This window comes from Jiella avicenniae, assembly GCF_021390325.1.
Lineage (GTDB): Bacteria > Pseudomonadota > Alphaproteobacteria > Rhizobiales > Rhizobiaceae > Jiella > Jiella avicenniae.
Genome location: NZ_JAJUWU010000027.1, coordinates 1 through 24,358, shown reverse-complemented (window position 1 = coordinate 24,358; position 24,358 = coordinate 1). Strand labels below are relative to the sequence as shown.

At 66.7% G+C, this 24,358-nt stretch carries 20 protein-coding genes; 9 read left to right on the top strand and 11 right to left on the bottom strand.

What is annotated here, in order from left to right; translation table 11 throughout:
• Window positions 1-107: 107 nt before the first annotated feature.
• Entirely contained in the window at window positions 108-1,934 is a 1,827-nt protein-coding gene (locus LZD57_RS21975) for an extracellular solute-binding protein (RefSeq protein WP_420844849.1), read from the top strand.
• Window positions 1,935-2,092: 158 nt separating this feature from the next.
• A complete protein-coding gene (locus LZD57_RS21970; protein WP_233721735.1) occupies window positions 2,093-3,133 on the top strand; it encodes a sodium:calcium antiporter in 1,041 nt (346 codons plus the stop codon).
• Window positions 3,134-3,190: 57 nt separating this feature from the next.
• Here LZD57_RS21970 and LZD57_RS21965 read toward each other — a convergent pair whose 3' ends face one another.
• Complete coding sequence (locus LZD57_RS21965; protein WP_233721734.1) at window positions 3,191-4,306, bottom strand: ribonuclease T2 family protein; 1,116 nt, start codon at window positions 4,304-4,306, stop codon at window positions 3,191-3,193.
• 204 nt (window positions 4,307-4,510) lie between these two features.
• Here LZD57_RS21965 and LZD57_RS21960 point away from each other — a divergent pair, with 204 nt between their 5' ends.
• Both LZD57_RS21960 and LZD57_RS21955 read left to right on the top strand, forming a co-directional pair.
• Entirely contained in the window at window positions 4,511-5,470 is a 960-nt protein-coding gene (locus LZD57_RS21960; RefSeq protein WP_233721733.1) for an alpha/beta fold hydrolase, read from the top strand.
• 107 nt (window positions 5,471-5,577) lie between these two features.
• Window positions 5,578-6,030, top strand: coding sequence for an MgtC/SapB family protein (locus tag LZD57_RS21955; protein WP_233721732.1), 453 nt, complete (start codon window positions 5,578-5,580; stop codon window positions 6,028-6,030).
• 66 nt (window positions 6,031-6,096) lie between these two features.
• On the opposite strand, the gene LZD57_RS21950 is transcribed toward LZD57_RS21955, so the two are convergent.
• From LZD57_RS21950 to LZD57_RS21940, 3 genes are all read right to left on the bottom strand, one after another.
• A complete protein-coding gene (locus LZD57_RS21950) occupies window positions 6,097-7,059 on the bottom strand; it encodes a COG3904 family protein (protein ID WP_233721731.1) in 963 nt (320 codons plus the stop codon).
• A gap of 57 nt (window positions 7,060-7,116) precedes the next feature.
• A complete protein-coding gene (locus LZD57_RS21945) occupies window positions 7,117-8,436 on the bottom strand; it encodes a hypothetical protein (protein WP_233721730.1) in 1,320 nt (439 codons plus the stop codon).
• A gap of 648 nt (window positions 8,437-9,084) precedes the next feature.
• Window positions 9,085-10,287, bottom strand: a complete 1,203-nt coding sequence (locus LZD57_RS21940) for a pyridoxal phosphate-dependent aminotransferase (protein WP_233721729.1) — start codon at window positions 10,285-10,287, stop codon at window positions 9,085-9,087.
• 276 nt (window positions 10,288-10,563) lie between these two features.
• On the opposite strand from LZD57_RS21940, the gene LZD57_RS21935 reads away from it, so the two are divergent.
• Complete coding sequence (locus LZD57_RS21935) at window positions 10,564-11,640, top strand: histone deacetylase family protein (protein WP_233721728.1); 1,077 nt, start codon at window positions 10,564-10,566, stop codon at window positions 11,638-11,640.
• A gap of 174 nt (window positions 11,641-11,814) precedes the next feature.
• Here LZD57_RS21935 and LZD57_RS21930 read toward each other — a convergent pair whose 3' ends face one another.
• The 5 genes from LZD57_RS21930 to LZD57_RS21910 form a co-directional block, all read right to left on the bottom strand.
• Entirely contained in the window at window positions 11,815-12,156 is a 342-nt protein-coding gene (locus LZD57_RS21930; RefSeq protein ID WP_233721727.1) for a hypothetical protein, read from the bottom strand.
• A 180-nt stretch (window positions 12,157-12,336) separates the two neighbouring features.
• A complete protein-coding gene (locus LZD57_RS21925) occupies window positions 12,337-12,945 on the bottom strand; it encodes a GNAT family N-acetyltransferase (RefSeq protein ID WP_233721726.1) in 609 nt (202 codons plus the stop codon).
• Window positions 12,946-12,959: 14 nt separating this feature from the next.
• Window positions 12,960-13,373 carry a ketosteroid isomerase-related protein gene (locus tag LZD57_RS21920; RefSeq protein WP_233721725.1) on the bottom strand — a complete coding sequence of 138 codons (414 nt, stop codon included), beginning with the start codon at window positions 13,371-13,373 and terminating at the stop codon, window positions 12,960-12,962.
• A gap of 179 nt (window positions 13,374-13,552) precedes the next feature.
• Complete coding sequence (locus LZD57_RS21915; RefSeq protein WP_233721724.1) at window positions 13,553-14,041, bottom strand: BrnT family toxin; 489 nt, start codon at window positions 14,039-14,041, stop codon at window positions 13,553-13,555.
• A 172-nt stretch (window positions 14,042-14,213) separates the two neighbouring features.
• Window positions 14,214-15,758 (bottom strand): bifunctional aminoglycoside phosphotransferase/ATP-binding protein, encoded by a 1,545-nt coding sequence (locus LZD57_RS21910; protein ID WP_233721723.1) that lies wholly within the window; start codon window positions 15,756-15,758, stop codon window positions 14,214-14,216.
• Window positions 15,759-15,893: 135 nt separating this feature from the next.
• Here LZD57_RS21910 and LZD57_RS21905 point away from each other — a divergent pair, with 135 nt between their 5' ends.
• A complete protein-coding gene (locus LZD57_RS21905; protein ID WP_233721722.1) occupies window positions 15,894-16,247 on the top strand; it encodes a c-type cytochrome in 354 nt (117 codons plus the stop codon).
• A 58-nt stretch (window positions 16,248-16,305) separates the two neighbouring features.
• Here LZD57_RS21905 and LZD57_RS21900 read toward each other — a convergent pair whose 3' ends face one another.
• Both LZD57_RS21900 and LZD57_RS21895 read right to left on the bottom strand, forming a co-directional pair.
• Window positions 16,306-18,216 (bottom strand): ABC transporter ATP-binding protein, encoded by a 1,911-nt coding sequence (locus tag LZD57_RS21900; RefSeq protein WP_233721721.1) that lies wholly within the window; start codon window positions 18,214-18,216, stop codon window positions 16,306-16,308.
• Window positions 18,213-20,090 carry an ABC transporter ATP-binding protein gene (locus tag LZD57_RS21895; protein WP_233721720.1) on the bottom strand — a complete coding sequence of 626 codons (1,878 nt, stop codon included), beginning with the start codon at window positions 20,088-20,090 and terminating at the stop codon, window positions 18,213-18,215. The genes LZD57_RS21900 and LZD57_RS21895 overlap by 4 nt, the downstream gene beginning before the upstream one ends.
• Window positions 20,091-20,547: 457 nt before the next feature.
• Here LZD57_RS21895 and LZD57_RS21890 point away from each other — a divergent pair, with 457 nt between their 5' ends.
• The 3 genes from LZD57_RS21890 to LZD57_RS21880 all read left to right on the top strand — a co-directional run bounded on the left by LZD57_RS21890 (window position 20,548) and on the right by LZD57_RS21880 (window position 24,098).
• Window positions 20,548-22,137, top strand: coding sequence for a peptide ABC transporter substrate-binding protein (locus LZD57_RS21890; RefSeq protein WP_233721719.1), 1,590 nt, complete (start codon window positions 20,548-20,550; stop codon window positions 22,135-22,137).
• 117 nt (window positions 22,138-22,254) lie between these two features.
• The gene (locus LZD57_RS21885) at window positions 22,255-23,178 is read left to right on the top strand and encodes an ABC transporter permease subunit (RefSeq protein ID WP_233721718.1); all 924 of its coding nucleotides are present in this window, start codon (window positions 22,255-22,257) and stop codon (window positions 23,176-23,178) included.
• Window positions 23,175-24,098, top strand: a complete 924-nt coding sequence (locus LZD57_RS21880; RefSeq protein ID WP_420844848.1) for an ABC transporter permease — start codon at window positions 23,175-23,177, stop codon at window positions 24,096-24,098. Before LZD57_RS21885 ends, LZD57_RS21880 begins: the two co-directional genes overlap by 4 nt.
• Window positions 24,099-24,358 lie beyond the last annotated feature (260 nt).

Here is a 24,358-nt window from a genome sequence, read left to right as displayed (position 1 = left end):
TGGCGCGGAGCGAGCCTTTGTCGCGCCGCCGCCGTCCTGCCATCGAAACCGCCGACCGGAAGGATGCCGGCCGGCCGGAACCATCGAACCGAAACCGGGAATATCCGATGCGCAAACACCATGCCGCCGTCTGCGCCTTCGTCTTCGCAGCGGTGCCGCTCGCCGCCGCCGCCGATGCCGCAAGCGCCGCGCCGGCCCATGCGATCGCCATGCAGGGAGAGCCGGCGCTGCCGGCGGACTATCAGACCCTTCCCTATGCCAATCCCGACGCGCCGCAGGGCGGCACGATGCGCTACTGCGTCTTCGGCAATTTCGACAATCTCAACCCGGTGATCGTGCGCGGCGCGCTGACCACGGCGCGGGGCATCTGGTTCGACAAGGAGTTCGGCAACCTCGTCTTCGAGCCGCTGATGCAGCGCTCGCCGGACGAGCCCTTCACCATGTACGGCCTGATCGCCGAGACCATCGAGACCGACGACAAGCGCAGCTTCGTCGAGTTCCGGCTCGATCCGCGGGCGACGTTCTCCGACGGGGTGAAGATCACCCCCGAAGACGTCCTGTTCACGGTCCGCATGCTGCGCGAGCATGGACGGCCGATCTATGCGAACTGGCTGCGCCCGGCGGTGAAGATCGAAAAGGTCGGCGACGACGGCGTCCGCTTCACCTTCGACGAGACGGCCGACCGGGAGACGCCGCTTTTGATCGCCGGCCTGCCGGTATTGCCCGAGCACGCCTTCGACGAGAAGACCTTCGAGCGCACGACGCTGAAGCCGGTGATCGGCTCCGGCCCCTATGTGATCGCCGACGTGAAGCCGGGCCAGGAGATCGTCTACGAGAAGAACCCCGACTACTGGGCCAGGGACCTGCCGATCCGCAAGGGGATCTTCAACTACGGCACCGTGGTGATCGACTACTATCGCGACACCAACGCCCAGTTCGAGGGGTTCAAGAAGGGCAACTGCCACATCTATCTCGAAGGCGACCCGAACCACTGGCGCACCGCCTACGATTTTCCGGCGGTGAAGGACGGCCGGATCGTCAAGGAAACGTTCGAGACCGGCGCGCCGCCCAACATGCTGGCCTTCGTCTTCAACACCAGGCGGCCGATCTTCTCCGACCGGAAGGTGCGCAAGGCGCTGTCGATGCTGTTCGACTTCGAATGGGCCAACAAGACGCTCTATTACGACGCCTATGAGCGGACCGGCTCGTATTTCCAGAATTCCGAACTGTCCGCCCTCGGCCGGCCGGCGAGTGAAAAGGAGAAGGCGCTGCTTGCGCCCTATCCGGACGACGTCGACCCCGAGGTCATGGACGGCACCTATCGCCCGAGCGTCAGCGACGGCTCGGGCTCGGACCGCAAGGTGATGCGCGCGGCGCTGGATCAGTTCGAGGCGGCCGGCTACCGTCTCGAGGGCCGCCGGCTCGTCGGGCCGGACGGCAAACCCCTCGCCTTCGAGATTCTCGCCCAGTCGCCCGAACAGGTGAAGATGGCGCAGGCCTACACGCGTACGCTCGGGCGCCTCGGCATCGCGGCGAGCGTGCGCCTCGTCGACGACAGCCAGTATCAGGCCCGAAAGAACGCCTTCGAATTCGACATGATCATCGCCTCCTACTCGGCCTCGCTCTCGCCGGGCGCCGAGCAGGCCTATCGCTGGAGTTCGAAGTCGAAGGACGTCAACGGCTCCTTCAACTATGCCGGGGCGGCGGACCCGGCGATCGACGCCCTGATCGACGACATCGTCACCGCGCGCTCGCGCGAGGATTTCGTCGCCGCCGTCAGGGCCTACGACCGGGCGCTGATCTCCGGCCACTACGTCGTCCCGCTGTTCCATCTGCCCGAGCAGCGCCTTGCCCGCTGGAATTTCATCAAGCATCCCGACACGACGCCGCTCTACGGCTATTTCCTGCCGGCCTTCTGGCGCGCGCCCGACTGATGGGGCGCCGACCACCGGGCGGCGAAAAAGACCGGGCCAACGATCGGATACGAGTGCCGCCAGCGTTGGCCGGGTCCGAACTTTTCCGCCGGCGGCCCTCGCCTTGCCCGCCTGCGCCCTAGCTGCCGACAGGCATGCCTCGAGCCGAGGGAGCTGTCGTGTCGGGTGGAATCGTCTTGTGGGTGGCGGTGGCGATCGTCGCCACCGCGATCGTCTGGAAGGGCAGCGGGCTTCTCGAAAGCTCCAGTACGCGGCTCTCCACGCACTATCGGCTCCCTCCGGTGGTCCATGGTTCGATCGTCGTCGCCGTCGGTTCGAGCTTTCCGGAGCTGTCGACGACGGTCCTTTCCTCGCTGATCCACGGCGAGTTTCAGCTCGGCGTCGCAGCGATCGTCGGCTCGGCGATCTTCAACATCCTCGTCATCCCGGCGCTCTGCGGCCTGTTCAGCCCGAAGCGGCTCGAATCCAACCGCGAGCTCGTCTACAAGGAATCGCAGTTCTACATGGTGTCGGTGGCGGTGCTGCTGATCACCTTTTCCTTCGCCGTGATCTACAATCCGACCGACCAGCAGGCGGATGGCGTGATCACCGGCACGCTGACCCGGCTCCTCGCCCTCATCCCGATCGCCTTCTACCTGCTCTACGTCGTCATCCAGTATCTGGAAACGCGGGACCATCCCGCCGAGAAGAGCGAGGAGGCCATCAGCCCCGGCCGGGAATGGATGTTCTTCGGCGCGTCGCTCCTCGTCATCGTCCTCGGCGTCGAGGGCCTCGTGCGGGCGGCGATCAATCTCGGCGAGATTTTCGAGACGCCCAGCTTCCTGTGGGGCTTCACGGTCGTCGCCGCCGGCACCTCGGTGCCGGACGCCTTCGTCTCGGTCCGGGCGGCGCGCAGGAACAACGGCGTGACGGCGCTGGCGAACGTCCTCGGCTCGAACATCTTCGACCTTCTGGTGGCGATCCCGGCCGGCGTCCTCGTCGCCGGCGCGACCGTCATCAACTTCTCGGTCGCCGCGCCGATGATGGGGCTCCTCACCGTCGCGACGGTGGCGCTGTTCCTCGCCATGCGCACCGGCATGCTGCTCACCCGCAGGGAGAGCATCTTCCTGATGGTGCTCTACGTCGCCATCGTCCTGTGGGTAGCGCTCGAAAGCGTCGGCGTGACGAGCCTCCTCTCCGGGCTGCTGCGGCAGGCATGACGCCCGTCGCCGGCGCAGAGCGGCCGGGGAAGATAGCCGACGACGGAACCGCGCTTCCTATTGAAATCCGATCGCGTCGACGATGCCTTCGTTGCAGCCACCATCGGTCGGTCTGGCGGCGGCGATCAAGCCGGAAACGTCGGGATCGGGCGTGATCTCCCCGACGAGACCGATGGTCAGTTCGCCGATCAGCTGGCGTTTGCCGTCGCGCGAGCAGGCGATCCGCACCCGCTCGCCGGCTCCCGCGCCGAACGCCTCGTCGAAGGCCGCGCGGATCTCTTGACGGGTGAGCGTCCGGCCGATGGCCCCGGCGAAGAGGTCACGAACCTTGGAGCCATTGATCTTGCCGAGCACCGCCAGCGCATCGTCGAAATATTCGTCGGTGGAAGTCGCGTAACAGGTGCCGTGCCGGGTCCATTCGTGGCGATCGAGCATCGACAGGGTGCCGGGCATCGCCTTTTCCATCTCGGCCCGGGTCTCGGCATCGACCTCGAGCGGCGGCAGCTTGTCCCAGTCGCCGGCCTTGTCGTCGCTCTTCTGCTTGGCGCCGACGCCGCAATATTCGACGCCGCGCGGCTGCGGCCAGAGACCGTGCAGGGCGAAGTGATCGGCATCGAAGCGGTCGCGCGTCTGCGAGCGGCATTCGGTCTTGCTCTGATGGGTGTCGCAGAAGGCCGGCTGCCAGCTGATGGCGAGAAGGAGGTCGCGCGGGACCTTGCCGCCCTGCGCGTCGCGGCCGCCGGCGCCGGCGTCCGACGGTGTGGCAGCGCCCGCCGTTTGCGACTCGGCCGTCCTGCCCTGTTGAGCGACTTCGCCGTTCGCGTCGTCGCTCCTGGTGGCGATGGAACCGCCCGAGCCCGGACGGTCGAAGGCATCGGCGCGCGCTACCAGCTTCACCCAGTCGCCGCATGTCTTTTGCACCCAGCGCCGGTCCGGCTCGGTGCCGGGAACAACGACGTAATAGTGCGAGCCGTTCAGCCGGTTCTCGCCGATGAGATGATAGGCGCGGTCGATTTCGAGCGTCGTGCCGCTTTCGCTGGCGGCATTGCGGATCGACACGGTGGCCTTGCACGCCTTGCGGGCGATGAGATAGCCGTCGAGCGGCTCCTGGGCGAAGGCCGCCGAACCGACGAGGCTCGCTGCGACGGTCGCCAACAACACCAGAATGCGCATCGTTCGATCCCCCTCGGCATCGGCCGGGCGCCGGTCCGGCGGGCCCTGCCGTTCTGGTTGCATTCTACGAGTTTTGTCCCCTGGGGCAATCGTGCAGGCCACCGTTGCGCGAAGGTTCCCGACGCGTCTGCACATCCGATGCGACAGACCGGGAGAGAGCCCTATGTCACAGACGGGCCCGAACAACAGAGGAGTCGCTTCGCCGTGGATTTCGACCAGGAGACGTCGATCGAAAGCCGCTCCGGCGCGACGCTGCATCTTTACGTGACGGAGGCCGAAAACGAGCCCCGCGGCACCGTCCTCGTCTTCCACGGCCTCGCCGAACATGCCGGCCGCTACGGCCGCTTCGCCCGCGATCTCGCGGCTCTCGGATTTCACGTCCTCGCCCACGACCATCGCGGCCACGGCTCGACGGTGGCGCCCGACGCGCCGCTCCGCCGCTTCGCCGTCAAGGGCGGCGCGGAGAAGCTGCTGCGGGACTGCCACGCCGTCCATCTCCATGCCGAGGAGACCTTCGGCGAATTGCCCCTCGTCGTTTTCGGCCACTCCCTCGGCGGGACGATCGCGCTGAATTACGGCGAGCGCTACGGCCGCCGGCTCGCCGGCCTGTGTGTCTGGAACGCCGATCTCTCGCACGGGATGGAGCGGCGTCTCGGGCGGTTCGCGCTGAAGGCCGAGAAGGCGCTGAAAGGGTCGGACGTCGCCAGCGACCTGTCGCAGCGCGTCATGTTCGGTGCCTGGGCGAAGTCCGTCTCGCCGCGCCGGACGCAGTTCGACTGGCTGAGCCACGACGAGGCCGTCGTCGACGCCTATATCCGCGATCCCCTGTGCGGTTTCACGCCGACGGTCTCGATGATGGAGGACATCGCGAAGCTGGTTTTCGAGGCCGGCTCCAAGGCCGGGCTGTCGCTCCTGCCGCCGCACCTGCCGATCCACCTTCTGGGCGGCTCGAAGGATCCGGCGACACGCGGCGGCAAGGCGATCGGCGAACTCGCCGAGGCGATGCAGGCACTCGACTGCGACCACGTGGAGACCCACGTCATCGATGGAGCGCGGCACGAGACGCTGATGGAGATCGAACCCATTCGCGCGGCGGCGATGCGCTCGCTCGAACGCTTTCTGATTGCCGCCACCGACGGGGACGCGGCGGCGGGCGCTTCGTAGACGGTGAGCGGCGGCGCCGGGGCGGACGCCCTTACCGGCGCATCTCGTCGACCGGATCGGGCGCATCGAGGCGGGAACCAATTTTGCCGTGACACGCTCTCCCCGCCATGAGCGACCTCGGCAGTTTCCTCGATCTTCAGGCTCTCGGCACCGACGCCCTCCGGCTCTCGCTCGCCGCTCTGCTCTGCGGCGCGATCGGCTTCGAGCGCGAGAGGAAGGAGCGTTCGGCCGGGCTGAGGACGCACATGCTGGTCGGCGTCGGCGCCTGCGTCTTCACGCTGCTGATGACGGTTCTCGTCGACCTCTACGACGGCGACCAGGTCCGCGCCGATCCGATCCGCATGATCGGGGCGATCACCTCCGGCGTCGCATTCCTCGCGGCCGGCGCGATCATCCAGGCGAAGGGCGAGGTTCGCGGCCTCACGACCGGCGCGTCGCTGTGGCTCTCCGGGGCGATCGGCCTTGCCTGCGGCCTCGGCGAATTCCGGATCGGCATTCTTGCCGTGGTGGTGACGCTGCTCGTCCTTCGCGGCGTGAAGATCATCGAGCGTCACATCTGAAGCCTGCCGACCGAGTCTCGCGTTGCCTGGATCGCAACTCGCCGGCGGCGTCCGCCGCGGGCGGGATCAGAGCAGCGAGCCGTCCGGCCGCGCATCCGTGGGCCGATCTCCGCCCGCCGCCGCGTCGGCGGTCTTCGGCGGCTCGAATTGCGGATAGGTCGGGGCCGGCGGGCCGACGAAGCTCGGGCCGTCCGGCAAGGGGCGGACCAGACGGTATGCGAGAAGCTCCTCCCGCGTCAGCACGTAGAGGCTGGCCGAGGGCGTCTGCATCGCCTTGATCCAGAGCGCCGGATCGACCCCCATCTCGGCAAGCAGGGTCTGGCACTCGGCGGTGGTCGCCTGAATCTCGGCGATGGAGCGGTCGACCGTCGACGGCAGTCCCGGTTCGGCCCCCGACACGGCATAGACCTGATGGACGCCGACCCAGGAATTCTCCCCGGCCCGGCGGGTCAGGCCGCCGGCGAACACCAGCGGGCAGGCCGAGGCACAGTAGCCGTCGGCCGGAACGCGGGTGGAAATCTTCTGCGAGCGCAGATCGCGCGCCATCGCCATGGCGTCGGCGACCGAGCCGCCCGGCGAATGGAGGACGAGTGTCTCGACGCCCGCGGCCTCGGGCGTCGCCAGGAACTCGCGCAGCGCCTCGCCGGTGCCGATCTCGATCCGCCCCATCGCCGTCGCCTCGCCCTTGGGGCCGATGAAGAAGCGCATCGGCGCGGCCAGAGCCTCGCCTTCGACGGGGCCGTCATAGCCCGGCAGGGTCGGCTCGCCGCGATCCGGACCGACCGGCATCGTGCGCGGCAGATAGGGCCGGATCTGATCGCCCGGACTCGGCCGCCTCAGCGGCAAAGGCTCGGTGCGGCTCAGCCGCTCGCGCTCGGCCGAGCGGCCGGCCATCGTCTGATAGTCGAGCGTGATCATCGCGACCGCGATCCCGAGCAGCGCCAGGAACACCAGACGCAGCACCGAGCCCTCGGGCAGCCTGAGGACCAGCCGTTCCAGCCGGCCGGGCGGCGTCTCTTCGCCGATCACCGAACGCTTCCCTCTGCGACGGCCGCCGCGCGGCGTGGCTGCGTCATCCCGCGCGCCCTATCGTGCCGCGGTCTTCGGGAAGGGCGTCGCACCCGCCGGCCGGTTGCGCTGGACGATGTCGTCCTCTTCGCGCGGCGGGCCGGAGATCTCGCCGTAATAGGGCGCAGAGGCAGCCTCGTCTCCATCGTCGGAGCGCTCGGCGGCCTTCAGCTTCTTCTGGATGCGCAGCGCCCGCATCATTTCGCCGGCGCTCATGTCGCCGACCTCGAACTCCTCGCCCTCCTCGCGGCGGATCACGTCCTGGACGATGCACAGGACGAAGATCAGCACCGCCGGCAAAAGGTCGATGGAAATCGCCCCGGCCCAGGATGGCAGGAAATCCCGGGCATAACGGATGACCGCCTCCGGCGCCGAAAGCGGCGTGAAGCGCAACGGCTCGACCTTCGGCCGGGCGAGGATCTCGTCGGCAGCGGTCGCCAGGGCCTGGCTCTGGGTCTTCACCGCCGCCTCGATCGTGCCGACGACGCGGCTTTGGCGATCGCGCAGATCGGCGTCGGTCCCGTCGGAGATCGGCGCGATGAAGCTGCGGCCGAGATCTTCGGCGGCGCGGCGCACGGCGGGGGCGACGGAGGTCTGTTCGAGCGAGGTGAGCAGGCCGGAGAGCGCCACCGCCTCCTCGCCATAGGCGTTGGAACGTTCGGCGACCGGCCCTTGCGAAGAGACGAGCTTGCGCATCGTCGCCAGATGCTCGCCGCCCTGTTCGAACAGCGTCTTGACCTGCTGCCGCGAGCCTTCGATCTCCGCCTGGAGGCCGGAGAGCTGGTTCGACATCTGGCGCAGGAGTTGGACGACCGTCCCGGACCCGGACGTCCCGGTGAGGACGCCCGAGCGGGCCTCCTGATCGGAAAGCCCGGCAAAGCGCTGGGAGGCGAGCTGAATGTCCGGCAGGAGGCTCTGTGCCGCCAGCGCGTTTTCGTGCGCCTCGGTGAGCTTCTGCTGATAGGCCTCGGTTGTAACCGCGAGATGCTGTTCGAGCGCCGCGGACCCCGCAAGCGCCGAGGCGTTCAGCCAGGAGGACATGGCGATGATCATCGCCGAGCCGATCGCCATGGCGAGATAGAGCATGCCTCGGCCGCTGCGCACATGCGGCATGAAACGCATGAGATAGGACCAGAAGGCGTAGATGGCGACGGAGACGGCCGAAGAGTAGACGATGGCCCCGAGGAAGACCGTCGTCTCGTCGCCGTCGAGAAGCTCGCGCACGCCGAGATAGGTATAGACGCCGCTGGCCAGCGCCAACACCGACAGGGTGATCCGGGTCGTGGCGTCGAGCCGCGTGACCTGTCCCCGCAAGGTGTAAGACTGCGATGCACCCATGAACGCGGGACTCCTGGAGGGACTGACGGCGAGGCGTCGTCGCCCCATCGCATTGCGTTAACAGGAGATTAAGACTTTCCCTCGACTGGCGTAAGCCTCGCGCCGCCGATTTCGCTCGATGGCCGCAATGAAGGCGACGGATGGTTAATGCCGACGGGCGCGAGCGGCGTAAGGCGGTCGGCCGCCGATGGTCGCGCAACGCAAGATCTGCACGATACGCATACGAAAGCGGTCGTTCGATAGAATATTTCTATCGAGTGTTTTCGAAAATCCGTGCGATTTCAGGTCAGCGATCGAAATCAGCTATCGTCGAAATGCATGGCTGGCATGCCGGCTCGGCATTTGATCTGTTCGTATGACGAATTAGATTGGCGTCAGTCGGATGCGTCGGCACCTCCTCCCAGTCGATCCGTCCGACTGTTTCCTCCCATACGGTCTTTCGAGACCACGATTGGCCGGGTTCTTTTGGACCCGGCTTTTTTTTGCCTTTCGCATGCCGAGAGCCTGCATTCCTGCCGCCGTGGCAAGACCGCCGCGCTTGTTCCGGGGGGCGCGTCGGACGGCCGCGATGCGGGCGTTACGGGCAAACGAAAAGCGGGCGGCCCATGGGACCGCCCGCTCCGCCGTCTTGATCCGGGCAGTGGATGGTCAGTCGAGGCTGCCGCAGAAGCGCTGGATGCGCGAGCAGGCTTCCTCGAGCAGCGCTTCCGACGTCGCATAGGAAATGCGGAAGTTCGGGCCGAGGCCGAAGGCCGAGCCGTGGACGACGGCGACACCCTCGGCTTCGAGCAGCTCGGTGACGAAGTCCTGATCGGTCTCGATGACCTTGCCGCCCGACGTCTTCTTGCCGATCAGCCCCTTGCAGGACGGATAGACGTAGAAGGCGCCCTCCGGCGACGGGCACTCGATGCCGCGGGCCTGATTGAGCATGCCGACGACGAGGTCGCGGCGGCCCTGGAAGATCGCCTTGTTCTTCCCGACGAACTCCTGCGGCCCGTTCAGCGCCTCGACGGCCGCCCACTGGGCGATCGAGCAGGCGCCCGAGGTCTGCTGGCCCTGGATCATGTCCATCGCCTTGATCAGCGGCAGCGGGCCGCCGGCATAGCCGATGCGCCAGCCGGTCATCGCATAGGCCTTGGAGACGCCGTTGATCGTCAGCGTCCGGTCGTAGAGGGCCGGCTCGACCTGGGCGGGCGTCGCGAAGGTGAAGTCGCCATAGACGAGATGCTCGTACATGTCGTCGGTCATCACCCAGACCTGCGGGTGGCGCATCAGGACGTCGGTCAGCGCCTTCAGTTCGTCATGGGTGTAGGCCGCGCCGGACGGGTTGGACGGCGAATTGAACAGGAACCACTTGGTCTTTTCGGTGATGGCGTTTTCCAGCGCCTCGGCGGTCAGCTTGAAGCCGGTCGCAATGCCGGCTTCGACGAACACCGAGGTGCCGCCGCAGATCGCCACCATCTCCGGATAGGAGACCCAGTAGGGCGCCGGGATGATCACCTCGTCGCCGGGGTTCAGCGTCGCCATGAAGGCGTTGAACAGCACCTGCTTGCCGCCGGTGCCGACGATCGTCTGCTCGGGCTTGTAGTCGAGGCCGTTCTCGCGCTTGAACTTCTGCGAGATCGCCTCGCGCAGCTGCGGGATGCCGGAGATCGGCGTGTACTTCGTCTCGCCGCGGCGGATCGCGTCGATCGCGGCTTCCTTGACGTTGTCCGGCGTGTCGAAATCCGGCTCGCCGGCGCCGAGGCCGATGACGTCGCGGCCTTTCGCCTTGAGTTCGCGGGCCTTCTGCGAGACGGCGATGGTGGCCGAAGGCTTCACGCGATCGAGGGCGGCGGCAAGAAACGCCATTTTTCAGGTCTCCGATGATGATCAGATGAGACGCGGCGCCGGACTCGTTCCGGGCACCTTGACAAACGGCGCGAACCTAGTCCCGGCCGGCCGAAGGCGCAAGCTGCAATGACGGCCGAGAAAGCGTGAAGGCTCCCGATCTCCCGAGGTTTCGCAGCATCGCGCATCGAAGGCCGGAAAGCGGGACGACAAGCCGGGCCGAATGGCCTATTCCCCCGAAAGAAGACGCTGCTCCTGCCCGAGCGGCGTCGGACGCGGGATCGAACGAGGCAAGCGATGAAGGTCTTCTTCTCCAGGACGCAGCTGGATCACCAACCGACCCAATACGGCGTGCATGGCAAGCTCGTGCGGCCGCTGGAGAACCCGAACCGGGCGGAAACGCTGATCGCGAGCCTGGCGCGGCTGGGGCTCGTGGCCGACGAACCGGCGGCGGCGGATCGTGCGGCGATCGAGCGGGTGCATCCGGGGCACTATCTGGATTTCCTCCAAACCGCCTTCGAGCGGTTCCAGGCCCTGCCGAATGCCGGGCCGGAGGTCATTCCGAACGTCCATCCCTATTTCGCCGCCGACCGGCCCTATGCGCCCTCGCCGCTCGCCTCCGGCGCCCGGCCTGCGCCGCGCACCACCGGCATCATCGGCCAGACCGGCTGGTATGTCGGCGATCTCTCCTGCGCGATGACCGAAGGGACGGCGGCCGCCGCCTTCGCCTCGGCGGCGAGCGCGATCGCGGCGACCCGGACCATGCTTTCGGGCGAAACCAGCGCCTTCGCGCTCTGCCGCCCGCCCGGCCACCACGCCTATCCGGACCGCTCCTCGGGCTTCTGCTTCCTCAACAACGCCGCCATCGCCGCCGAGCTTCTGCGCGAGCGGTTCGGCAAGGTGGCGATCCTCGACTTCGACACCCATCACGGCGACGGCACGCAGACGATCTTCTATGCACGCGGCGACGTGTTCTTCGGCTCGGTCCACACCGATCCGTCGGCCTACTACCCGCATTTCCTCGGCTATGGCGACGAGACCGGCGTCGGCGCGGGGGAAGGCGCGAACCTCAACCTGCCGCTCGCCTTCGGCTCGGGAGACGACGTGTTCCTCGGGGCTGTCGAAACGCTTGCGCAACGTGCCGTCGAATTCGGCGCCGAGGCGGTGGTGGTCTCGGCCGGGTGGGACGCCCACCAGAACGACCCCTTGTCGAAGCTCGCCGTGACCAGCGAGGCCTATCCGCGCGCCGGCGAAATCCTCGGCCGGCTGAAGCTGCCCACCGTCATCGTCCAGGAGGGTGGCTATTCGCTGACCGCCGTCTCCGAGGCCGCGCCGGCCTTCGTCTCGGCCTTCATGGACGCCAGCGGGGGCTGACGCTTCGCGCCGATCCGTCCGGGCTTTCGCAGCATGATCCCGAATGTCGGAACCTGCTTTCGGGAAAGATCCTGCTCCAGCGAGGAGATGGAGCGGAAGGGTGAGCGAAGCTCATCTCATTCCGCTCCAGAAGAGCCGAGGCGGACCGGCGCATGAAGGACGGGAGCCGATCGTTCAGCGGTAGCCGATGACCGGGCAACCGCGGACGCGGGCGAAGCGCACCAGCGTATGACTACGATGCTTGCGACCGGCGACGGTGATGGAACGGCGGTTGACGCCGCGGATATGGGCGTGGCGGACGCCGAAATGCCGGGCCTTGCGCAGCGCGTGGCGCGGCGTGCAGGTGCCGCGGTTCCAATGCCGGCCGTGGCCGCGATGGCGGACGAGTTCGACGCCGCCGTTGCCGATCGTGATGGTGGCGCGATAGTCGGCGGCCGAAGCAGCGGTCGGAGCGGCGACGCCGGCGGCACCGAGAGCGGCGACGAGGCAGAGGGTCTTGGCGAATTTCTGGAACATCGGGGCTTCTCCTTGGGCTTCGGTATCTCGGCGGTTTTCGTCCGCCGATGATGTGAAGATGCCAGGGGGCCGCTGAACCGTGACGGAAGGCGACATTCATGTCGCATTCAGACTATGACGCATGGGAAGATAGGCGGCGAGGAGACAGCTGAACCTGGGGCCGAAGAGACGTTTGCTTCATCAATTCAATCGGCGTATCCAGAACTGCATCGGCTTGTCCGTCTCGTCCGCTTCGCCGACGTCGCGCCAGCGCATCGAGGAGACGAGGCCGTCGATCCGCTCGTATCCGCGCTTTTTCCAGAAGCCGTCGAGCGGTACATAGCCTTCCGGCCTCGCGGGGTGATCCGAAGGCCGAACGACACCGCAGAAGGCCGCGACACCGAAGCCCTGACGGCGCCCCGCCTCCTCCCGCCCATCGAAGAAGCGGTGGCCGGCGCCCCTGCCCCGATAGTCCGGCAGGAGCACCGACTCGCCGAGATAGAACACCTCTGCCGGATCGACGCCGTTGTCCCGGAAGGCCTTCGCAAGCTGCGGCTGGTGGTCGCCGAGCGGTGCTGCCGTCGCGGCGCCGACGATCTCGCCCTCGCCGGTCCTGGCGATCACCACCATGGTGCCGGGCGATCTCGCATAGGAGGCGAGATAGGTCCGCTCATAGGCCTCGTCGCCGTCGTAGAGATAGGGATAGGCCCCAAAGACGACGATGCGCAGCCGAGCGAGATCGTCGAGGACGCTCGCGATCGCCTCGCCCGAAAGCACGTCGAAGGAAAGCCCGCCGGTCGTCTCCGCCATGCCGCCTTCGCCGCTCAAGCCTTCGAGACCGCCGCGATCCAGGCGGCGAGGTTGTAATAGGTGGTGACGCGGGTGATGCGGCCGTCCTCGAGCGAGAAGAACTGGCCGGCCGGGATCGAATAGGCCTGGTTCGAGGCTTCCGGCAGGCCGGGCGCCGTCTCGCGGTAGCGCCCGCGCACGGTGAACTCGGCGGCGGCCCGCGTCCCGTCTTCGGAGGCGAAGACGACGATGTCGGCGAGCGTCTCGTCATAGTGGCGGTGCATCGTCGCCATGAAGCGGCGGAAGCCCTCCCGGCCGATCTCCCGGCCGCCCTCGTTGACGTCGTGGGCGACGTCCTCGTCGAGCAACTCAAGCATCGTGTCGACGTCGCCCGCATTGAAGGCGTCGAGATAGCGGCGGATCAGGGCTTCGGTGTCGGCGCGGGTCATCGGGCATCCTTCGGGTGAGGCGGACAGTCTGTTTCGCTCCGCCCTACCCGTCAACCGGCCGAAACGCCAGCCTTCCCCGTGAGAGCGGCATGAGACGAGCTTCGCTCACCCTTCCGCTCGACCTTCCTGTTGGAGCATGATCTTTCCCGAAAGCCGGTTCCCACCTTTCGGGATCATGCTCAGCTGGTGACGCCGAAGACCTCGGCGCAGCGCGAGAAGCTGAAGCCCTCGCCGTCGGTGTCGCGGCTGGTGCGGATATTGGTGATGATCCCGGCGGGATTGGTGGAGATCTGCGCCTCGCAGCCGAGTTCTTCGGTGCGGGATGGTGCGAGCAGCACCTTGCCCGGCGGCGTCGCGTCCATCGCCATGTTGCCGCCGATGTTGATGATCGTCGAACCGCGGCGCTTCTCTTCGTATTCTCGCTCCTGCTTGGTCATGTCCCGGTACTGGGCCGAGACGGTGCGCGACGTCTCGCCACCACGCCAGGTGTAGACGGTGCCGCCGCTGTTGAGCGGGAACTCGCTGGAAGGCGGGCCGTATTGCGAGAAGAAGGCGTCGCTCGGCTGGCCGATCCAGCGGCCCTGGATCGCCTGGTTGGCTTCCTCCGTCGTCGTGCAACCGGCCAGAAGGCCGAACGCGACCAGACCCATCCCCATGAATTTCTTCATCGATCGCCTTTCCGTCATCGCAGACCTCGCCCAGCGCGAGGTCGACCGCAATGGCGATTCCAGCAGCCGGAACGAAAAGTCCATGACCCAGCGTCTCAAAGTGGATCGTCCACGAAGTTTTTCTTGGGAAACTCGAAGTTCCGCCGGCTCGTGCCGGATCGCGGCGGCGCGTTCACGGGGTGGATTCGTCGCGCGTTTCTTCCAGCATTGCCAGAACACGATCGCGCACCGAAGCGGCCGTGCCCTCGCCATCGATGACCGCCCATCCGATCGCCCCGGTGGTGTTCGCGATCTGGCGGCGGACGATCTCGGGCGTCGCGTCGGACGGATCGCCGGACCTCGAACCCACGCGGCGAACGAGTTCGTCCGCCGGAACGTCGAGCCAGATGCCGCGAAACGGGACGCCCGCCTGCTTGGCGGCCGCCTCGATCGCCGCGCGTTCCTCTGACGTCGAAAAGGTCGCGTCGGCGACGGCGGCATGCCCCAGAGAAACGATTGCGCCAGCCCGTTCGGAAAGGTCGCGGTAGACGGCCGCCGTCACCGCCGACGCATAGGCGTCCGCGCCCAGCCGGGTCTGAGGAGACACCCCGTAGCGCGCCTTGCGCAGCCGGTCGCTCGACAGCGTCCGCGCGCCCGGCGCCGGACCGATCCGTGGTGCGATCATCCGTGCGACCGTCGACTTGCCGGAGCCGGACAGCCCGCCGACCGCGACGAGGAGCGGCGCCCTCTCGTCCAGAAGGCGGGACGCGAGGTCGAAATAGTTCGTCGCCTCGGCCCGCTTTTCCTCGGCGCCCTCGTCCATGTCCGCCGCGACCGTCGCCGCCACATGGGCACGCACCGCCGCCCGGACCGCCATGAAATACGGCACCAGCGGCAGGCCGGCCTCGTCGCCGGTGAGATCGAGATAGCGGTTGAGGACGAGGTTGGCGTGATCGCGAAGATCGCGGTGCCAAAGGTCCATCAGCAGGAAGGCGAGATCGTAGAGGAGATCGGTGGTGCCGAGATCCTCGTCGAATTCCAGACAGTCGAAGATCGTCGGCTCGCCACCGACGAGGCAGACGTTCTTGAGATGAAGGTCGCCGTGGCAGCGGCGGATCATGCCGGCACGGCCGCGCCGGTCGAGGAGTTCCGAAAGTGCCGCATGCTTCTCGCGGAAGCGGCCGTTGAAGGCCGCCACCGCATCGTCGGCGAAGACGTCGCCGCCGGCGAGCGCCGCCTCGTTGACGTCGAGGACGCCGGCCATATGCGCTGCGCCGTCGTTACGCGGCGCAGCCTCGATGCCCCGATGGAAGTCGGCGATCTGCCGCGCCAGGGTCTCGATCAGCTCGTTCGTCAGCGTGCCGGCGACGGCCATGCGGTCGAACAGCGTCTCCTCGTCGAAGCGGGCCATTTCGACCACCACGTCGGCGAGATCGCCGCCGCCATCCAGTGCCAGTTCGCCGGACGGCTCACGGGTGATGCGCCGGACGCCACGATAGAGCTGCGGCGCGGTGCGCCGGTTGAGCTCGACCTCGCGCTCTGCCGCCGCAAGCCGGAGGTCGGGCGTCGAGAAATCGACATAGGGGCGTTTCAGCGCCCGCTTCAGCTTCAGCGCGGTCTTTCGCCCGAGGAGGAGATGCGAGATGTGGGTCGTGACCTCCGCGACGGCGTCCGGATCCCCGAGAAGGCCGCCGGTCTTCAGGAAGGCGATCACCTCTGCCTGGCCCTCGTCCTTCATCGCCCGTCTCCCTCGATGTCCCCGCCCTCGCCGCGATGCCTCGCCGAACTTCGACGGCGCCGCCTTGACGGGGATCAAGGCGGCGGCGGCAAGGCAATGCGACTTCATCACCTCGACATAGGAGGAGATCGGACGATGACAGCGCGACGAATGAATTTGCCGAGGACGTCGGGGCTGCTGGCAGGCTGTTTCCTCCTCCTCGCCGGAGCGCTGACGGCGACGGCGGAAGAGCGATCGCAACTGGCGGTCGGTCAGCAGTTGCTCGAGGAGAACTGCTCCCGCTGCCACGCCGTCACGGGGTCCGGAGACAGTCCGCACCCGGCGGCACCGCCCTTTCGCACGCTGTCCGAGCGCTATCCCGTCGAACAGATCGAGGAAGCCCTCGTCGAGGGCCTGTCGACGGGCCACCCCGACATGCCGCAGTTCGTCTTCACGCCCGCAAAGGCCGCGGCAATCGTCACCTATCTGAAGAGCATTCAGGCAAAATGAAGCCGGCGCGGACGGTCGACGGCACCGCCTTTCGACGAATCTCATCGCCGGTGCGCCCTCACTCCGCCGCGGCGCTCTCGTCCTCCTGCCCGTCGCCGCCGAACAGGAAGCCGCCGGACTGGCGGCGCCACAGGCTGGCGTAGAGGCCGTTCCTCGCCAGAAGCTGCTCGTGGCTGCCTTCCTCGACGATGGCGCCCTTGTCGAGCACGATGAGCCGGTCCATCGCCGCGATGGTCGACAGGCGGTGGGCGATGGCGATCACCGTCTTGCCCGTCATCATCCGGGTGAGGTTCTCCTGAATCGCCGCCTCGACCTCGGAATCGAGCGCCGAGGTCGCCTCGTCGAGGACGAGGATCGGCGCATCCTTGAGGAGAACGCGGGCAATGGAGATACGCTGGCGCTGGCCGCCGGACAGTTTGATGCCGCGCTCGCCGACATGGGCGTCGTAGCCGGTGCGACCCTTCGGATCGCGCAGGCCCGGGATGAAATCCTCGGCATTGGCCCGTTCGGCCGCGAGCAGCACCTCGTCTTCCTCGGCGTCGGGCCGACCGAAGGCGATGTTGTCGCGGATCGAGCGGTGGAGAAGCGAGGTGTCCTGGGTGACGACGCCGATGGCCGCGCGAAGCGAATCCTGGGTGACCTTCGAGATATCCTGCCCATCGATCAGGATGCGGCCGCCTTCGACGTCGTAGAGCCGCAGCAGGAGATTGACGAGGGTCGTCTTGCCGGCCCCCGAGCGGCCCACCAGCCCGACCTTCTCGCCGGCCCGAATGTCGAGGGAAAGCTTCGAGATGACGCCCTCGCCCTTGCCATAATGGAAGGTGACGTCGTCGTAGCGGATCGCCCCCGTCTCGGCGACGAGCGGCCGGGCGTCCGGCGCGTCGACCAGCGTCGGCAGCCGCGTCACCGTGGCCACGGCGTCCTGGATGGTGCCGTAATTGCGCACGAGGCCGTTGATATTGAACATCATCCAGCCGGACATCTGATTGAGCCGAAGGACGAGGCCGAGCGCCGTCGCGACGCCGCCGGCCGTCACCGTGCCGGCCTGCCAGCCGAGGATCGCGACGATGCCGACGCCGGTCATCATGAAACCGTTCAGGAGCGCCACGACGGTGCGCACCTCGGTGATCGCCCGCGTGGCCCGGCGGGTCATTTCGACGAGATAGGCGAAGCCGTCCTTGACGAACTCGTCCTCGCGCTTGGAGCTGTCGAACAGCTTGACCGAAAGAATGTTGGTGAAGCTGTCGACGACGCGGCCGGAGACGATCGAGCGCGCATCGGCCGAAGCACGGCCATATTCCCTGATCTTCGGCAGAAGCGTCCGGACGATCCAGACGTAGCCGAGCACCCAGACCGCGAGAACCACGGCCATCCGCCAGTCGATCGTGCCGAGGATGGTGACGGTGAGGATGATGAAGGTGACGAAGGACCAGAAGGTCTGCAGGATCGTGGTGATGAAATCGCCGGTCGCCATGCCGACCTGCTGGACCTTCTGGCCGAGACGACCGGCGAAGTCGTTCTGGAAGAAGGTGTAGGCCTGCTCCATCAGCCGACGGTAGCTCTGCCAGCGGATCCTGTTGTAGAAACTGGGGCTTATCACCTGTTCTTCGAGCACGGACGAAGCAAACAGCACGGCCGCACGACCGATCAGCGTGAGGAAAAGCAGCCCGGCGATCAGCCAGAAATGCTCGGTCATCAGCGTCTCGGGTGTCGAGCGGTTCAGCGCGTCGACCAGCCAGCCGACGCCGGTGAAGAGCATCGCCTCGACGCCGCCCGTCAGGCCGCCGACGACGAGGAGGCCGATCAGCGGCCACTTCGCCTGCATGGCGAAATGCCAGATGAAGGCGTTGGTCTCGGCCGGCAGCGGCTTCAGATAGCCGGTGCGGTAAGCCCCGTCCTCGCCGGGCCGCTCGGCGTCCTCGAACGGATCGAGGACGTTTTCGAAGCGCTGGAGCAGTCGGTCCATCATTCGGCGGCTCGCATGGCTGACGCCGGATCCGCGTCGTCGGTCTCGCCGACCGGCAGGAAGCCGCCGACCTGCCGCGACCAGAGCGAAGCGTAGAGACCGCCGCGCGAGACGAGCTCGGCATGGGTGCCCTCCTCGACGACGACGCCCTTGTCGAGCACCACGAGGCGATCCAGGGCGGCGATGGTCGAGAGACGGTGGGCGACGGCAATCACGGTCTTGCCCTCCATCAGCCGGTAGAGATTTTCGGCGATCGCCGCCTCGACTTCGGAATCCAGCGCCGAGGTCGCCTCGTCGAGAAGCAGGATCGGCGCGTCCTTCAGCATGACGCGGGCGATGGCGATGCGCTGGCGCTGTCCACCGGACAGCTTCACGCCGCGCTCGCCGACCTCGGCGTCGAGGCCGGCGCGCCCGTCCCGATCGCGCAGCTCGGCGACGAAGTCGGTCGCCTCGGCGCGGGCGATGGCGCGTTCGAGTTCCGCCTCGCTCGCCCCAGGTCGGCCATAAAGGACGTTGTCGCGGATCGAGCGGTGCAGAAGCGATGTGTCCTGGGTGACCATGCCGATCTTCTCGCGCAGGGATTCCTGCGGCACGTCGCGAAGGTCCGTGCCGTCGATCAGGATCCGCCCGCCCTCGACGTCGTGGAAACGCATGAGGAGGTTGAGGATGGTCGACTTGCCGGCGCCGGAGCGGCCGACGAGGCCGACCTTCTCGCCCGGCCGGATCGTCAGGGCGAAGTCGCGCAGCACGCCGCCGCCCTTGCCGTAGTGGAACGACACCTCGTCGAAGCGGATCTCGCCCTGCGGCACGGCGAGTGGCCGTGCCTCGGGCTTGTCGGTAATGGCGTGGGGGATTTCGAGGGTCGCCATGCCGTCGCGGATCGTGCCGATGTTCTCGAACAGCGCCGAGACCTCCCACATGATCCATTGCGACATGCCGTGGATGCGAAGCACCAGGCCGACGGACGCGGCAATCGCGCCGACGGTGACGAGATCGTTCGTCCAGAGCGCGATACCGGCTGCCCCGACCGCGAAGAGCAGCAGCGAGTTCAGCGTCTGCAGCGCGACGACGAAGAGCGTGATCAGCCGGCCCTGGCCGTAGACCGTCTGCAGGAACCCCTGCATCGAGGCGCGCGAATAGTCCGCCTCGCGCCTTGTATGGGCGAAGAGCTTCACCGTCTGGACGTTGGCATAGGCGTCGACGATGCGGCCGGTCATCTCGGCCCGAGCATCGGCCTGCCGCTCGGCCACCCGGTCGAGCCGCGGAATGAACCAGCGCAGCATCGCAGCGTAGAGGACGAGCCAGCCGACGAAGGGCAGCGCCAGCTTCCAGTCGGAGGCCGCGGCGACGACGAGCACACCGGTGAAATAGACCGCGACGTAGAGAAAGACGTCGATCGCCTTGATCACCGTCTCGCGCACGGCGAGCGCCGTCTGCATCAGCTTCTGCGAGACACGGCCGGCAAACTCGTCCTGGAAAAAGCTCAGCGAATGGCCGAGCAGCCAGCGATGCATCATGTAGCGGAAGCGCATCGGGAAGTTGCCGAAGATCGCCTGGAAATTGACCAGTCCGTCGAGCAGCTGGATCCCCGGCAGCGCCACCAGGATGACGAGCCCCATCAGTGCCAGTTGCCAGCCGCGCTCGGCGAGGAACCGGTCGGGCGGCGTATCGCCGAACCAGTCGACGACGTTGCCGAGGAAGCCGAACAGCGAGACCTCGATCACCGAAATCGCCGCCGTCAGGACGGCCATGGCGAGCAGCAGCGGCCAGACGGGCCTGGCAAAGAACCAGATGAAGCCGGCAAGCGTCTTCGGCGGCGGTGCGTCGAGCTCGCCGTCGGGGAACGCGTCGACGAGCCTCTCGAATTTCGAGAACATGCGTATTTCCTGAGAGGTTCCGGGCATTCACGGCCTGCCGCGCAGGCCGGCGGCACACCGCTCTTTGGCAACGAGAGCACGGATCGACATCGATCCCCGTGATGCCCCTCATATAAGGTCGCATTCCGGGATGATCAGGGGACCCTCGCCGGCCGGAGCGTCGGACGATGCATGGCGCGCGATTGCCTCGATCGATACGTCGTCTCAGGAAACGCCGGGCATTTGCCCGTCGCGTGAGGAATTGTCCACAGGACAATCGCTTTCGGCAGAGCCCCCCTTTTTGCCGGGGGAGCGCCCGGCCTGAAAGGGCTTTGCCCGCACAGTCGACGCACTGCCTTCCTCATCGGCATGACGGATCCTTGTGCAGCCCCCCTCTGGACACGCGCAGCGGAAATGGAACAATTGGAAATCAGGGTTGCACCCCAGGGTGCGACATCCACCAATCCGCGGGGCGAAAATGAGCTTCTCCTTCAAGACGTTCACGGGCGCGCTCGCGCTCTCGACAGTGCTGGCGCTGGGCGCGGCCCACGCCAAGGAACTCGTCATGTACAATGGCGGCGACGTGACCTCGCTCGACCCGCACAAACTGTCGGGCGACTGGGAAGACCGCGTCGAGGGCGACATCTTCGAAGGCCTCTTCACCGAGGACGCCAAGGCCAAGCCGATTCCCGGCGTCGCCGAAAGCTACGAGACCTCCGAGGACGGCCTGACCTGGACGTTCAAGCTGCGTGACGACGCCAAATGGTCCGACGGCGAGCCCGTGACGGCGGAGGACTTCGTCTTCGCCTTCAAGCGGCTGATGGATCCGAAGACGGCGGCGCAATACGCCTATCTGCAATATCCGATCAAGAACGCCGCCGCGATCAACACCGGCAAGATCGACGATCTCGATCAGCTCGGCGTCAAGGCCGTCGACGACAAGACGCTCGAGATCACCCTCGAGCAGCCGGTCCCCTACTATCCGAGCCTTCTCACCCACTACACCGCCTATCCCGTGCCCAAGCACCTGATCGACAAGGTCGGCGACGACTGGGTGCAGATCGGCACGATCGTCACCGACGGACCCTACAAACCGGTGGAGTGGGTGCCGGGAAGCCACGTGCTCACCGCCAGGAACGAATACTGGCATGGCGGCCAGGAGAAGCTCGACATCGACGGCGTCCGCTTTCTCTCGATGGAGGACGTCTCGGCCGGTTTCCGCCGCTATCAGGCCGGCGAGATCGACCTGATGACCGACTATCCCAAGGACCAGTTCAAGTTCATCCAGGAGAACCTGCCGGGCGAAGGTCACTTCGCCCCCTTTGCCGGCCTCTATTACTACGTCTTCAACACCAGCAAGCCGCCCTTCGACGACGAAAAGGTGCGCGAGGCGCTGTCGCTGGCGGTCAACCGCGAGGTCATCGGGCCGAAGGTGCTCGGTTCGGGCGAGCCGGCTGCCTATGGTTGGGTGCCGCCCGGCATGAACAATTATCCGGAGGAAGGCGCTCGCTTCGACTGGGCGAGCGAGCCCTATCCCGAGCGCCTAGAAAAGGCCAAGGCGCTTCTGGAGGAGGCCGGCTACGGCCCCGACAAGCCGCTGAACGTCACCCTCAGCTACAACACCAACGACAACCACAAGCGCGTCGCCGTCGCCATCGCCGCCATGTGGAAGCCACTCGGCGTCAATGTCAGCCTCGAAAACACCGAAGTGAAGGTGCACTACGCCAATCTGCGCCAAGGCGCCTTCGAGGTCGCCCGCGCCGGCTGGCTCGCCGACTTCAACGATCCCGTCAATTTCCTCGACCTTCTGAAGAGCGGGATCGAAATGAATTACGGCCAGTGGTCGAACGAGGACTACAACCAGTTGCTGGCCGAAGCCGCCAAGACCCAGGATCTCGACCAGCGCGCCGGGATTCTGGAAAAGGCGGAAAAGATCGCGCTCGATCGGGACGCCGCGCTGCCGATCTATTTCTACCTGTCGGAAAACATCGTCTCGCCGAAGGTGAAGGGCTTCGAGGACAACGTCTTCGACAAGCACCGCACCCGCTGGCTGTCGATGACCGAGTAGGAGCGGAGGCGCCAGGCCGTCTTCGACCCGTCTGCCGCTTTTGGCGGTGACGGACACGCCGTTTCGCACCGGGGCCGATCAACGAGCCCCGGGCCTTTTACGGAAACCATTCCCGACATGCTGATCTTCGTCCTGAAGCGGCTGGCCTCGACGATTCCGGTCGTTCTGATCGCGATCACCGCCTGCTTCTTCATCCTGCGGCTCGCCCCCGGCGGGCCGTTCGACCAGGAGCGGGCGCTGCCGCCGGAGGTGCTCGCCAATCTGCGCGCCTACTACCATCTCGACGACAGCCTGATCGTCCAGTACCTGCGCTATCTCGGCCGCCTCGCCCAGCTCGACCTCGGCCCCTCCTTCGTCACCAAGGACTTCACCGTCGCGCGGCAGATCGCCATCGGCCTGCCCTATACGCTGATCCTCGGCGGCTCGGCGTTTCTTCTCGCCATCCTCGGCGGCATCGTCGCCGGCATCTACGGCGCGCTCTATCACAACCGCTCGGCCGACTGGCTGATCGGCGCCGTCGCGATGACCGGCCTCGTCGTGCCGAACTTCCTCGTCGCGCCGATCCTGCAGCTCGTCTTCGGCGTCCGGCTGGGATGGCTCCCGGTCGGCGGCTGGGGCGACGGCGGACCGCGCTTCCTGCTCCTGCCGGTGCTCGTCCTCGCCCTTCCCCATATCGCCCGCATCTCGCGGCTGATGCGCGGCTCGCTGATCGAGACGATGAACTCGAACTTCATCAAGACCGCGACGGCCAAGGGCATCGGCCGCCGGCGCGTCGTGCTCGGACATGCGCTGCGCCCGGCGCTGACCCCGGTCGTCTCCTATCTCGGCCCGGCGGCGGGCTATCTCCTCACCGGCTCGATCGTCGTCGAACAGATCTTCGGCATTCCCGGCATCGGCCGCTACTTCGTCAACGCCGCGCTCAACCGGGACTACGGCATGGTTCTCGGCACGGTGATCTTCTACATGGCGCTGATCGTTCTGCTGAATCTCCTCGTCGATCTCGCCTATGCCTGGCTCGATCCGAAGGTGCGCCAGCGATGACCCTCTATGCCGGCAAGCGCGAAGCGCTGGAAGACGCCTTCCTCGGCCGCGACGACGAGATGCCGCGCGGCAAGCCCCGCTCGGTCACCCGCGACGCCATGCGGCGGCTGCGCGCCAACAAGGCGGCGATGACCGCGCTGTTCGTCTTCGCCTTCATCGTTCTGGCGGCGCTCGTCGGTCCCTATCTCATCCCCTACGACTACGAGACGCCGGACTGGAACGCCTTCACCGCGCCGCCCTCCATCGAGAGCGGCCACTATTTCGGCACCGACCAGAACGGCCGCGACCTCCTCGCCCGCACCCTCTACGGCACGCGGATCTCGCTGCTCGTGGCGCTGATCGCGACCGCCGTCTCCGTCGTCGTCGGCGTCCTCTACGGCGCGGTCTCGGGATTTGCCGGCGGGCGCATCGATTCCGCGATGATGCGCTTCGTCGACGTCATGTACGCGCTTCCCTACATCCTCTTCGTCATCCTGCTGATGGTGATGTTCGGGCGGAACGTCTTCCTGCTCTTCGCCGCGATCGGGCTCCTGGAATGGCTGACCATGGCGCGCATCGTCCGCGGCCAGACATTGTCGCTCAAGGAGAAGGAGTTCGTCGAGGCGGCTCGGGCGGCGGGCGTTTCCAGCTTTCCGATCATCCTCAGGCACATCGTGCCGAACCTCGTCGGCCCGGTGGTCATCTACGCCTCGCTCACCATTCCGGAGATCGTCATCACCGAGAGCTTCCTGTCCTATCTCGGCTTCGGCGTGCAGGAACCGCTGACCTCGCTCGGCACGCTGATCTCCGAAGGCACCGGCGCCATCGGCGCGGCAGACTGGCTGCTGCTCTTTCCCGGCGGCGTCCTCGTGACCATGCTCCTCGCCCTCGCCTTCATCGGCGACGGCCTGCGCGACGCCTTCGACCCGAAGGACCGGTGATGGTTGCCTCGTCTCCCTCGGCCGGCTGGAAGATCGCCGCTTCGGCTTTGCTGTCCCCGAGGCGAGCACCGTCTCGAGCCGGGCGAATTGCCGGTAAGATCGACGACGATACGCGCTCGTTCGGCGACTTGGAATGGCAACTGTGTTCATGCAAAGGCCTTTTTGTCCCTCTGCATGGCATTGAGGACGGTGAGAAGCTTTCTGGCGACGGCGATGATCGCGACCTTCTTGGATCCCGATCTTTCGGTGACGGCGTTGAA

What these genes read in the sequence shown, in the direction of transcription:
- LZD57_RS21975 (WP_420844849.1), top strand. Translation starts at nt 108, where the DNA reads ATGCGCAAACACCATGCCGCCGTCTGCGCCTTCGTCTTCGCAGCGGTG.
- LZD57_RS21965 (WP_233721734.1), bottom strand. Translation starts at nt 4,306, where the DNA reads ATGCGCATTCTGGTGTTGTTGGCGACCGTCGCAGCGAGCCTCGTCGGT.
- LZD57_RS21955 (WP_233721732.1), top strand. Translation starts at nt 5,578, where the DNA reads ATGAGCGACCTCGGCAGTTTCCTCGATCTTCAGGCTCTCGGCACCGAC.
- LZD57_RS21945 (WP_233721730.1), bottom strand. Translation starts at nt 8,436, where the DNA reads ATGGGTGCATCGCAGTCTTACACCTTGCGGGGACAGGTCACGCGGCTC.
- LZD57_RS21940 (WP_233721729.1), bottom strand. Translation starts at nt 10,287, where the DNA reads ATGGCGTTTCTTGCCGCCGCCCTCGATCGCGTGAAGCCTTCGGCCACC.
- LZD57_RS21935 (WP_233721728.1), top strand. Translation starts at nt 10,564, where the DNA reads ATGAAGGTCTTCTTCTCCAGGACGCAGCTGGATCACCAACCGACCCAA.
- LZD57_RS21930 (WP_233721727.1), bottom strand. Translation starts at nt 12,156, where the DNA reads ATGTTCCAGAAATTCGCCAAGACCCTCTGCCTCGTCGCCGCTCTCGGT.
- LZD57_RS21925 (WP_233721726.1), bottom strand. Translation starts at nt 12,945, where the DNA reads ATGGCGGAGACGACCGGCGGGCTTTCCTTCGACGTGCTTTCGGGCGAG.
- LZD57_RS21920 (WP_233721725.1), bottom strand. Translation starts at nt 13,373, where the DNA reads ATGACCCGCGCCGACACCGAAGCCCTGATCCGCCGCTATCTCGACGCC.
- LZD57_RS21915 (WP_233721724.1), bottom strand. Translation starts at nt 14,041, where the DNA reads ATGAAGAAATTCATGGGGATGGGTCTGGTCGCGTTCGGCCTTCTGGCC.
- LZD57_RS21910 (WP_233721723.1), bottom strand. Translation starts at nt 15,758, where the DNA reads ATGAAGGACGAGGGCCAGGCAGAGGTGATCGCCTTCCTGAAGACCGGC.
- LZD57_RS21905 (WP_233721722.1), top strand. Translation starts at nt 15,894, where the DNA reads ATGACAGCGCGACGAATGAATTTGCCGAGGACGTCGGGGCTGCTGGCA.
- LZD57_RS21900 (WP_233721721.1), bottom strand. Translation starts at nt 18,216, where the DNA reads ATGATGGACCGACTGCTCCAGCGCTTCGAAAACGTCCTCGATCCGTTC.
- LZD57_RS21895 (WP_233721720.1), bottom strand. Translation starts at nt 20,090, where the DNA reads ATGTTCTCGAAATTCGAGAGGCTCGTCGACGCGTTCCCCGACGGCGAG.
- LZD57_RS21890 (WP_233721719.1), top strand. Translation starts at nt 20,548, where the DNA reads ATGAGCTTCTCCTTCAAGACGTTCACGGGCGCGCTCGCGCTCTCGACA.
- LZD57_RS21885 (WP_233721718.1), top strand. Translation starts at nt 22,255, where the DNA reads ATGCTGATCTTCGTCCTGAAGCGGCTGGCCTCGACGATTCCGGTCGTT.
- LZD57_RS21880 (WP_420844848.1), top strand. Translation starts at nt 23,175, where the DNA reads ATGACCCTCTATGCCGGCAAGCGCGAAGCGCTGGAAGACGCCTTCCTC.